Origin of the sequence: Streptomyces sp. CC53, assembly GCF_001865245.1 — a bacterium.
Lineage (GTDB): Bacteria > Actinomycetota > Actinomycetes > Streptomycetales > Streptomycetaceae > Streptomyces.
Genome location: NZ_MKXB01000039.1, coordinates 1 through 8,987 on the forward strand (window position 1 = coordinate 1; position 8,987 = coordinate 8,987).

Here is an 8,987-nt window from a genome sequence, read left to right on the forward strand (position 1 = left end):
GGGTGTCGCGCGTGGCGAGGTCCCCGCGGGGGAAGCCGCACCCTCCCGAGCGGGCCGGGCAGGCATGGCGCGCTGCGGGGTGCGCGCGGCGGATGCCGGACCTGGCGGGGTGGGACGCGTGGCTGCCGTGACCTGCTGTCGGGCGTCCGGCCTGATCCCGGGCCGGGCGGGGGTCCGCTGCTGCACGGCGGGCGCCTGCGGGTCCGCCCCCGCTCCCGGTCCCCGCCGGGCGCCGGCCGCGGCGGCCGCCACCGGATCGTCCGGCAGCCGCACCTCGTGCCGGGCCGTCGCCACGCCCTTGGCCTCCAGGCCGCGGTGCTGCGCCAGCAGCCAGTCCGGCGGCGCCGTGAACAGCGCACGGAGCTGCGCGACCGTCAGCCCGTCGGGCACTCGGCCGTGCACGTCGTGCGGGATCTGCAGCGCCCTCAGCACCTGCTTCTGCGTGAGCACCGTGTCGGGCTGCCGGGCCAGGTAGCCGGCCGCCGCCTTGGACACGAGCAGCTCCGGGTGCGGGTTCCAGCGCGTCACGTCCCCTCCTCCACGTCTCGGGCGTCACCAGAGACAACGCGCGAGAGGCGCGAAGGTGTGCGAGCGGCACGGCTCCCGAAGCGAACGTGACCGAAAACGGCTCCCCGCTAAGCGGCACCCGTCTGGAGCATCAGGGCCAGCCCCGCGGCCATCAGCGCCGCCGCCGCGACCCGGACCGTGCCGAAGCGCTCCTTGAAGAACAGCGCGCCGATGCCCGCGCCGACGATGACGGACGACTCCCGCAGCGCCGCGACGGGGGCCAGCGGCGCCCGGGTCTGCGCCCACAGCACGAGGCCGTACGCCGCGAAGGCCGTCACCGCGCCGAGCAGCCCCCGCCGCGCGTGCGGGCGCAGCTGCGCCGCCAGCTGCCCCCGGCGGCGGTACGCGGCGTACGCGGGGACGGCCACGCCTTGCAGCAGCATCAGCCAGGCGATGTAGCCGAGCGGGCTGCCCGAGGCCCGTACGCCGGTCCCGTCCACCACCGAGTACACCGCGATGGCCAGCCCCGTGCCGCCGGCCGCCAGCAGGGCGCCCCACTGCGGTCGCGCCCGGGACCGCCGCACCCCCCACAGCGCCAGGACCAGGAGTCCCGCGCTGGCGACCGCGACGCCCGCCAACTGGCCCGCGTCCGGCACCTCGTGGACGAACACCGCCGCCAGCACCAGCACCGCGAGCGGCGCCGTGCCCCGCGCGACCGGGTACACCTGCCCGAAGTCCCCGAGGGCGAACGACCGCATCAGCAGCGCCATGTACCCGACGTGGACCACCGCCGACAGGACCAGCCACGGCCAGGCGGCCGCCGCGGGGAGCGGCGCGGCCGCCGCGACGGCCGCGCCGAGGACCGCCCCGCCGCCCGAGATGAGCGTGAACGACACCAGCTGGTCCCGGATGTGGTGCGCCAGGGCGTTCCAGGCGGCGTGGCTGACCGCGGCCAGCACGACCGCCGCCGCGACGAGCGGCGTCACCCGCGTTCGCGGACGTCGGCGACGTGTGCGCCCGCCGCGTCGACGAGGGCCCGCGGCTCCATCGGGAACACCGTGTGCGGGGTGCCGGCGGCGGCCCACACCACCGGGTGCTCCAGCAGGCCCCGGTCGGCGAGCACCGTCGTGCGGGTGCGGTGGCCGAACGGCGGGACGCCGCCGATCGCGTACCCGGTCGTGTCGCGGACCAGGTCGGGATCGGCGCGTACGACGGCGGAGGCGCCGAGCTCGTGCTGCACCCGTGCGACGTCGACCCGGGATGCCCCGTCGATGAGGATCAGGACGGGGGCGCCGTCCGCGGCGAAGACGAGCGACTTGACGATCTCCCCGGGCGCGCAGCCGATCGCGGCGGCGGCCTGGGCCGCCGTCCTGACCGCGTCGGGGTAGCTGCGCACCTCCACGTCGAGCCCCAGGGTGCGCAGGGCCTCGGCGAAGCGGGGGTGTGTGGGTGAGGGTGCCGTGCTGCTGTCCATGAGGCGGCACGCTAGCGCCCGCTGCACGGGCCGTGCGACCGGCTTTCCCGCCCGCGAGCTGCGGGCCGCGGCCAGGGGACCGCAGGGCGCCGGGGCCTGGGGGCCGCCCGCCGGGGCCAGGTGGGCCGGGGCGGGCACCCAGAGCCCCGGCCCCGAACGGTCTGCTGCGCACCCCCCGTCCCGGCGCGGCCGGGTTCCGGCGTCCGGAAGCGCCGGCTTGCGAAGGCCCGGCCGCTCAGCGCGCGTTCAGCACCGCCGCGACCAGCGGCCCCGCCGCGTCGCTGCCGTGGCCGCCCGCCTGGACGACCGCCGCCGCGGCCATGTCGTCCGCGAAGGCGGTGAACCAGCTGTTCGGGGTGCTCTGGCTGTCGACCTCCGCCGAGCCGGTCTTGGCGCCCTTGTCGCCCCGGACCGTCGACATGGCCTGGGCGCCCGTGCCGTAGGAGGCGGTGGCCCGCATCATGTCGCGCAGCTGCTTGCCGACCGAGGGGCTCAGGCCGCGGGCGGCGCGGGCGGGTTCCCGGTCGTCGAGCGACAGCGGCACGATGACCGGCTGCTTGAAGGTGTTCGTCTTCGCCGTCGCCGTGACGGAGGCGATGTTCAGCACGTTCATCTGCACCTTGCCCTGGCCGATGTACTGGGCGGCGGTCTCGACACCGTCCTCGGCCGGGATGGTGCCGTCATGCGTCGGGACGCCGACGTTCCAGGTCAGTCCGATGCCGAAGACGTCCCGGGCCGTGGCCGGCAGCGCGGTGTGGTCGTCGACCTCGTCGATGCGCTTGATGAAGGCGGTGTTGCAGGACCGGGCGAACGCCGTCGTGAAGGTGTCGCTCTCCTTCAGGGAGAAACCGTCGTCGTTGGTGAACGCCCTTCCGTACCAGGACGCTTCGGGGGTGCACTGGGCGGGGGACGTCGCGCTCACCTCGCCCCGCTCCATGAGCATGGCCGCCGTCACGATCTTCAGTGTCGAGCCGGGGGCCTGGGCGCCCAGGAAGGCGGCGTTGTAGCCGTCGGTGCGGTTGTTCGCGACGGCCCGGATCTCACCCGTGCTGGGCTGGAGCGCGACGACCGACGAACCGGCGTGCTTCTTCACCTGCTTCTCCGCCGCCGCCTGCATGCCCGCGTCGAGCGTCGTGCGCACCGTGCCCGCCTTGCCCTCCCGCAGGGTCAGCAGGGTGCGGTCGGCGCCGTCGCCCTCGGCGCTCGCCACCAGTTCGACGCCCGGGGTGCCGCCGGCCTCCGCGCCGTACCGCTTGCGGAGCTGGTCGATCACCGGGCCCAGCGACGGGTACGCCTCGGCGGTGAGCTCCTCGCCGTCGCGGTCCACGGCCTTGATCTGCGGTGCGCCCGAGGACGTGACCTTCAGCGACTCGCCGTTCTTCAGCGCCGGGTGCATCACCGCGGGCTTCCAGTCGACGCGTGGCTGCCCGGTGGTGAGCCCGCGGACGACCTTCAGCTCCGACTCGTACGTCCACGGCACCCGCACCCCGTCGTACGAGACGACGGCGCTCACCGTGAACGGCACCGTGGCGCCGGTCGGCGTGCCCGCGGTCGCCTTGAGGCCGGTGACGTGGGTCTCGGTGGCGTGGCCGGCCAGTGCGGACTGGGCGCCGGCGGGGTCGTTGGTGAACTGCGCCGCCTTCACGGGGTCGCCTTCCGCCCACGCGGCGAGGAAGCCCTTCGCCGTCGCGTCGACCTCCTCGCCCGTGACCGGGCCGCTCCTGCGCTCGGCGCCGGTCTCCGACGTGGAGGTCTGCTGGCCTCCCGTGATGCTGTTCCAGACGTTCACGGCGCCGTAGCCGACGCCGCCCGCCACCACGGCGAACACGCCGCCGGCTATCGCCACTTTGGTTCCGCTGCGCATGGGTGGAATCCCCCTCGTCTCCCCAGTCCCGGCATGCGGTCATGCCGGTGTCCGGGGGATCCCCTTCTCCCCTGATCCCCCGTCGGCGCCTCCGCGCCACGGTCTGAACGCGTTCAAGGAGGAGCCGGAGGTCACCCTATGCGACAGGACTGGACCAAGGGGCCGTGTGTTACTCGAACGGAATCAAACGGAACGCCCCACACGTCCCCACCCCACCGGTCTTGGCCATCACACCCAGGTATCCAGCCACATCCGGCCGCGCCACTCCTCGAGGGGGATGGTCTCCCCGGTGTAGAGCGGCAGGAAGTAGAGGAAGTTCCAGATGATCAGCAGGACCAGCACGCCCGCGGCGATCGCGCCGACCGTGCGGCGCATCTCCGCCGACCCGTCCGCGTCCACCAGGCCGTCCACGTCCGGCGGCCCCGCGGGCCGCCCCAGCATCGCCCCGATCATCATCGCCACGGCGAGGCACAGGAACGGCACGAACACCACCGCGTAGAACAGGAAGATCGTCCGCTCCTGGTACAGGAACCAGGGCGCCCACCCGGCCGCCACCGCGCAGGCGATCGCCCCGGCCCGCCAGTCCCGGCGGAAGAGCCAGCGCCACAGCACGTACAGCAGCGCGAAGCACGCCGTCCACCACAGCAGCGGCGTGCCGATCGCCAGCACCTCCCGCGCGCACTTCTCCGCCGCGTCCGCCGGGCAGCCGTCCACGCCCTGCGCCGGCGACTCGTAGAAGTACGACACCGGGCGGCCCAGGACGATCCAGCTCCACGGGTTCGACTCGTACGTGTGGCCCGACGTCAGGTTGACGTGGAAGGTGTACACCTCGGACTCGTAGTGCCACAGGCTGCGCCACCAGTCGGGGAAGAGCCACGACCAGGAGCTGTCCTTGCCCGCGCCCGTCGACGCCCAGTTCCGGAAGTAGCCCTTGTCGGACAGGATCCAGCCCGTCCACGACGCCACGTACGTCGCCAGCGCCACCGGCACCACCGACACGAACGCCGGCAGCACGTCCCGCCGCAGCACCGCGCGGTACGGCCGGTGCGCCCCCGCCACCCGCCGTGCGCCCACGTCCCACGCCACCGTCAGCAGCCCGAACGCCGCCATGATGTACAGGCCGTTCCACTTCGTCGCCGCCGCCAGGCCCAGCATCACCCCGGCCGACAGCCGCCACGGCCGCCACCCGAGCCCCAGGGTCCGTGCGACGCGCTCGTCCGGACGCAGCACGCCGTCCGCGTCCACGGGCAGCGCCGCCGCCAGCCGGGCACGCGCCCGGTCCCGGTCGACCAGCAGGCAGCCGAACGCCGCCAGCACGAAGAACATCAGCACCTGGTCCAGCAGCGCCGACCGGCTCATCACGAAGTGCAGGCCGTCCACCGCGAGCAGCCCACCCGCCAGGCAGCCCAGGAACGTCGAGTGGAACAGGCGCCGCCCGATCCGGCACAGCATCAGCACGGACAGGGTGCCGAGCACCGCCACCATGAAGCGCCAGCCGAACGGGTTGAAGCCGAAGATCCACTCGCCGAGCCCGATGACCCACTTGCCGACCGGAGGGTGCACCACGTACCCGGGGTCGACCGGGACGGCGACGGCGTCCGGGTTCTCCAGGATCGTTTTGTCGATGTCCTTCGGCCACGCGCCCTCGTAGCCCTGGTTGACCAGCGCCCAGGCGTCCTTCGCGTAGTACGTCTCGTCGAATATCACCGCGTGCGGCGAGCCCAGGTTCCAGAACCGCAGCACCCCCGCCACCAGCGCGACCAGCAGCGGTCCGCCCCACGGCGCCAGCCGCACCAGCCGGTCCACCACGCCGGGCGGCAGCCCGAGCCCCGTCCGCAGCAGGGGCGACGGGGTCGCGTACGGCGGGACCAGCCGCTCCCGCAGCCCCGTCACCCGGCGCGGCACGTGCCCGAACCGGCGCAGCCGCCGCTCCCACGGGGAGGGCGGCCCGGCCTCCGCCGCGGCCCCGGGCACGGCCGTGGCCGCCCCGTCGACTCCGGAGCCGAGGGCGGGCCCGCCCGGCTCGTCCTGCCCGTGCAGGGCCTTAGGCGCAGTACTGGTCACCGCGCCATCGTAGGGAACGCCCCCGGCGCGACTCGCCGGGCCGGGCCCGCGGCCGGGCTGCGAGGATGGCAGCGTGACAGCTACAGACACGGTGACCGGAACCCTCGTCCTCGCGGGCACGCCCATCGGCGACGTCTCCGACGCCCCGCCCCGCCTCGCCGCCGAGCTCGCGGACGCGGACGTCGTCGCCGCCGAGGACACCCGCCGCCTGCGGCGCCTCACCCAGGCGCTCGGCGTGCAGCCGCGCGGCCGGATCGTGTCGTACTTCGAGGGCAACGAGGCCGCCCGCACCCCCGAACTGGTCGACGCGCTCGCGGGCGGCGCCCGGGTGCTGCTGGTCACCGACGCGGGCATGCCGTCGGTCTCCGACCCCGGCTACCGGCTGGTCGCCGCCGCGGTGGAGCGGGACGTCCGGGTCACCGCCGTGCCCGGCCCGTCCGCCGTGCTGACCGCGCTGGCGCTGTCGGGGCTGCCCGTGGACCGGTTCTGCTTCGAGGGCTTCCTGCCCCGCAAGCCGGGGGAGCGGCTGGCCCGCCTGCGGGAGGTCGCCGCCGAGCGCCGCACCCTCGTGTACTTCGAGGCGCCGCACCGCCTGGACGCCACGCTCGCCGCGATGGCGGAGGTCTTCGGCCGGGAGCGGCGCGCCGCCGTGTGCCGGGAGCTGACGAAGACGTACGAGGAGGTCAAGCGCGGCGGCCTGGGCGCGCTGGCCGCGTGGGCGGCCGACGGCGTGCGGGGCGAGATCACCGTGGTCGTGGAGGGCGCGCCCGAGCCCGACCCGGCCGAGTTCGGCGCCGAGGAGCTGGTGCGGCGGGTGCGGGCCCGGGAGGAGGCGGGGGAGCGCCGCAAGGAGGCGATCGCGGCGGTCGCCGCGGAGACGGGCGTGCCGAAGCGGGAGGTCTTCGACGCGGTGGTGGCCGCGAAGCACGCGGGCTGACACCGGGCCGCGGCACCGGCCGCCGCACCGGCTCCGTGGCCGCGGCCACGGGCGGCCGGCGCCTGAGTCGCGTCGCTGCCGGGTCAGGGGCGGGGATGGTGGCTGTGGCGCGGCTGCGGGTAGGCGTGCGGCACGGGGTGTGGTGTGGGTGCGGGGGTGGCCGGGGTGACGGCCAGCCGCTGCACCAGGGCGCCGCGGGTGCCGCACGGGCGGGCTGCGGGGCCGAGGCGCGACGTGCCGTCGGGGGAGCGCGGTGCTGCGCTGCGCTGGGTCGCGCACGGTGCCCTGAAGCATGACGGTGCATATCACCCGAAAGGGCTCTTCTCTGGCGGGCGAGCTATCGTGAAAGGCACAGCCCCGACCCGCCGGGGTGTCCCTTTCGGGCATGCACCGGTGCCGTGGAGAGGAACCGGCATGAGCGAGATCTCGATCCCGGTCGGCCACGAGGCGTACGCCTTCGCCTGCATGCGGTGCGGCTACGGCTGGGAGCAGACGTACGCCATCGAGCACCACACCGACGCCACCGGCCGGGACGTCGTCGTCTACCGCAGCGGCGGCCGCCGCGTCCCCTCGCCCCTGTCGCCGACCTGCCCGGACTGCGGGAGCGGCGTCGTCCGCATCATGGGACCGGCCCCGGTCCCCGCAGACCAGGAACACGGCCGACCGCACGCCGGACCCGCTTCCCCGCCGGACGTCCCCGGCATGCCCCTCCGACGTGCCACCGTCCCGACGAGCGCCCCCGAACCCGCCGGGGCCACCGAAGCCACCGCAGCCGCTGGACCCGCCGGCTCCGCCGGAGCAGTCGGCGCGGAGCCGCAGGAGCACGCGCAGGCCGAGGGGCCGCCGAACGCCCGCCGCGGGCGCGTCTCGGGTCTGCTGCACGGCTTCCGCCGCAGGTGAATTTGCTTGCGCCGGGTCGTCGTCGGTCTGGGCTGAGTGGGCCGCTGTTGGCTCGGGCGTGGTTGGGTTCGGGTTGGTTGTGCGGCTTGCGCCGCGGGTGGGTCGCTCGGTGTCTTTCTGTCTGGGCCGGTCTGCGCCGGGTCGTCGTCGGTCTGGGCTGATGGGTCGTCGTCGGGTCCGGCGTGGTGCGCGTCTGTTGTGCGCCTTGCGCCGCGGGTGGGTTGCTGGGCGTGCTCCTGCCGGACTGCCGCCGGCCGGCCTCCAGCGGGCCGCCGCCACGGGGCCCGCCGCCGGGCCCGCGCCTCTCGGCTCGTCCCGCAGCCGCCGGGGCCGGTTCGGTGCCGTCCGCGCCCGCCGCCCGGCGGTGACCGGTCGGTGCGCGAACCCGCCAGGGTCCCCTCCCGGTGCGGCGCCCACCCGCGAGGGCCGCACCCGTCTCCGCCCGGCGCGGTGCGCCCGCGCACGACCGGGGTCCGGCCCCGTCGGGTCGGTGCGCGGGTCGGCTGGGGGCGGCCGTGGCGGCGGGGCGCTCTCGCGCTTCCGTACGATCGGGGCATGAGTGCCGCCAAGGACGCCCCGCCGCCGCTGCCCGAGCCCCTGACCGTGGCCGTGGCCGACTCGCACACCCACCTCGACATGCAGACCGGCACCGTCGAGGAGGCGCTGGCCAAGGCCGCGCTCGTCGGTGTGGAGACCGTCGTGCAGGTGGGCTGCGACGTGAAGGGCTCCCAGTGGGCGGCGGAGACGGCCGCCCAGTACGCCGCCGTGCACGCCGCGGTCGCCCTGCACCCCAACGAGGCCCCCCGCATCGTCCTCGGCGACCCCGACGGCTGGTCGCGGCAGGGCGCCCGGGACGCGGGCGGCGACGCGGCGCTGGACGACGCGCTCGCCGAGATCGACCGGCTCGCCGCGCTCCCCCACGTCAAGGCCGTGGGAGAGACCGGCCTCGACTACTTCCGCACCGGGCCCGACGGCAAGGACGCCCAGGAGCGGTCCTTCCGCGCCCACATCGAGATCGCCAAACGCCACGGCAAGGCCCTCGTCATCCACGACCGGGACGCCCACGACGACGTCCTGCGCGTCCTGGCCGAGGAGGGAGCCCCCGAGCGGACGGTCTTCCACTGCTACTCCGGCGACACCGACATGGCGCGGATCTGCGCGGAGCGCGGCTACTACATGTCGTTCGCCGGGAACGTCACCTTCAAGAACGCCCAGCCGCTGCGCGACGCCCTCGCCGTCGC

Annotated in this window: 7 protein-coding genes and 1 pseudogene; 3 read left to right on the plus strand and 5 right to left on the minus strand. The window is 75.3% G+C overall.

Translation table 11 applies throughout. The annotated features are described in order from the left end of the window. The 5 genes and pseudogenes from BJP40_RS03750 to BJP40_RS03770 form a co-directional block, all read right to left on the minus strand. Nucleotides 1–528 (minus strand): annotated as a pseudogene (locus BJP40_RS03750) (hypothetical protein); the annotation flags it as partial. Between the two features lie 107 nt (nt 529–635). Then, on the minus strand, nt 636–1,493 hold the full coding sequence (locus BJP40_RS03755) for a DMT family transporter (protein WP_071278596.1): 858 nt from the start codon (nt 1,491–1,493) through the stop codon (nt 636–638). After that, complete coding sequence (locus BJP40_RS03760) at nt 1,490–1,981, minus strand: YbaK/EbsC family protein (protein ID WP_071278597.1); 492 nt, start codon at nt 1,979–1,981, stop codon at nt 1,490–1,492. Before BJP40_RS03760 ends, BJP40_RS03755 begins: the two co-directional genes overlap by 4 nt. A 235-nt stretch (nt 1,982–2,216) precedes the next feature. Next, complete coding sequence (locus tag BJP40_RS03765) at nt 2,217–3,845, minus strand: penicillin-binding transpeptidase domain-containing protein (RefSeq protein ID WP_071278598.1); 1,629 nt, start codon at nt 3,843–3,845, stop codon at nt 2,217–2,219. Nucleotides 3,846–4,073: 228 nt separating this feature from the next. After that, nucleotides 4,074–5,909 carry a phospholipid carrier-dependent glycosyltransferase gene (locus BJP40_RS03770; RefSeq protein WP_079170896.1) on the minus strand — a complete coding sequence of 612 codons (1,836 nt, stop codon included), beginning with the start codon at nt 5,907–5,909 and terminating at the stop codon, nt 4,074–4,076. Between the two features lie 91 nt (nt 5,910–6,000). On the opposite strand from BJP40_RS03770, the gene rsmI reads away from it, so the two are divergent. From rsmI to BJP40_RS03785, 3 genes are all read left to right on the plus strand, one after another. Then, a complete protein-coding gene (gene rsmI / locus BJP40_RS03775) occupies nt 6,001–6,846 on the plus strand; it encodes a 16S rRNA (cytidine(1402)-2'-O)-methyltransferase (RefSeq protein WP_071278600.1) in 846 nt (281 codons plus the stop codon). Between the two features lie 414 nt (nt 6,847–7,260). Continuing rightward, complete coding sequence (locus BJP40_RS35195) at nt 7,261–7,746, plus strand: hypothetical protein (RefSeq protein ID WP_226962611.1); 486 nt, start codon at nt 7,261–7,263, stop codon at nt 7,744–7,746. A 555-nt stretch (nt 7,747–8,301) separates the two neighbouring features. Next, nucleotides 8,302–8,987: TatD family hydrolase (locus tag BJP40_RS03785; RefSeq protein WP_071278601.1), on the plus strand; the 686-nt coding region annotated here is incomplete at its 3' end.